Source organism: Microbacterium umsixpiens, from assembly GCF_053543675.1.
The window spans coordinates 5,222-6,621 of record NZ_JBLVOH010000127.1 but is presented as its reverse complement, the minus strand read 5'-3'; the positions used below and the strand labels follow the sequence as shown (position 1 = coordinate 6,621).

General features: G+C 72.9%; 2 protein-coding genes and 1 pseudogene. All 3 read left to right on the top strand.

What is annotated here, in order from left to right; genetic code table 11:
• Nucleotides 1-751 (top strand): annotated as a pseudogene (locus ACNPM4_RS12610) (NAD(P)/FAD-dependent oxidoreductase); the annotation flags it as partial.
• On the top strand, nucleotides 748-1,029 hold the full coding sequence (locus ACNPM4_RS12605) for a 2Fe-2S iron-sulfur cluster-binding protein (protein WP_448985916.1): 282 nt from the start codon (nucleotides 748-750) through the stop codon (nucleotides 1,027-1,029). The pseudogene ACNPM4_RS12610 and the gene ACNPM4_RS12605, both read left to right, overlap by 4 nt.
• Nucleotides 1,026-1,400, top strand: a 375-nt coding sequence (locus ACNPM4_RS12600; RefSeq protein WP_448985915.1) for an FAD-dependent oxidoreductase, incomplete at its 3' end; no start/stop codon positions are given. The genes ACNPM4_RS12605 and ACNPM4_RS12600, both read left to right, overlap by 4 nt.

Genomic DNA, 1,400 nt, shown 5'->3' with positions numbered 1-1,400 from the left:
GTCGGAGTCGGTGCTCGCGGCCGCCTTCTGTCCGATCGAGGGCAAGGCCGAGACGCGCACCGCGGGGCCCGCCCTGGTGCGGGGTGCCGTGAAGCTCGGCGCAGAAGTCCGCACGCACACCCGTGTGAGCGGGCTCGAGCGCGACGCGCGCGGCTGGAAGGTGACCGCCGCCGGTCCGGACTCGACGTTGAGCATCCACGCCGACACGGTGATGATCGCCGCGGGGGTGTGGACCACGGAGTTGGGCGCGCTCGCCGGGGCCGACCTGCCGACCATCCCGCTGGCTCTCATGATGAGCGTGAGCGCGCCGGTCGAGCCCTTCATCGGACACCTGATCCAGCACGCCGGCGCCAAGCTCTCGCTCAAGCAGACGAAGGACGGCACGGTGCTGATCGGCGGGGGGTGGCCGGCAGCACTCAGCCGCCGCGCGGGCTCCCCGGACCTGGAGACGCGTCCTCGCCTTCTCCCGGAGTCCATCGTGGGCAACGCCCGCGCGGCGATCGGCGTGGTGCCGGGCACAGCCCGACTGCCCATCGTGCGGTCCTGGGCGGGGACCACGACGGTCACGCCGGATCAGCTGCCACTCGTGGGAGAGGTGCCCGGATGCCCGGGGATGTTCGTGGCCACCGGCGGATCGGCCTTCACGCTCGGGCCGAGCTTCGCCCATTCCCTCTGCGACCTGGCCGCCGGTCGCACACCCCACATCGACCTGCGGCCCTACGCCCCGGACAGATTCGGAGTCATGGCATGAACGACCAGCCCCTCGCCGATCGCGCGGTGCCGCGGCGACTGGATGTGTCCTTCGTCGTGGACGGTCGGTCCGTGCGCGCCGCTGCGGGGGAGACCGTGGCGGCGGCGATGCTGGCCGAGGGCGAACGGTGCTTCGCTCGGCGGGGCGGCGAGCAGCGCGCGCCGCTGTGCAACATGGGCACCTGCTTCGAGTGCGCGATCACGGTCGACGGCGTGCCGATGACGCGCACCTGTCTGACCACCGTCCGCGACGGCATGAACGTGCGGACCGGCGCATGAGCGCCGACCTCTACGACCTCGCGATCGTCGGGGCAGGACCGGCCGGTCTGGCCGCGGCGCTGCAGGCGCATGCGCAGGGTCTCCGGACGCTCGTGATCGACGAGCAGCGCGCCGCCGGGGGACAGATCTTCCGTCAGCCGCCGACCGAGTTCGACGAGCCGGTGCGGTCTCCGGTCGGGTATCCCTGGGCGGCGGATCTGCTCGCGGATGCCGCCGCGGCGACCGGCATCGACTGGTGGTTCGAGTCGACCGTGTTCGGCGTGCTCGACGCGCGCTCGACCGGGCGCGACGATTTCGAGGTGCTCGTCACGGGCCCTCAGGGTTCGCGGCGCGCGCACGCGCGGAGGCTGCTCGTCGCCACCGGCGCCGAC

What these genes read in the sequence shown, in the direction of transcription:
- ACNPM4_RS12605 (WP_448985916.1), top strand. Translation starts at nt 748, where the DNA reads ATGAACGACCAGCCCCTCGCCGATCGCGCGGTGCCGCGGCGACTGGAT.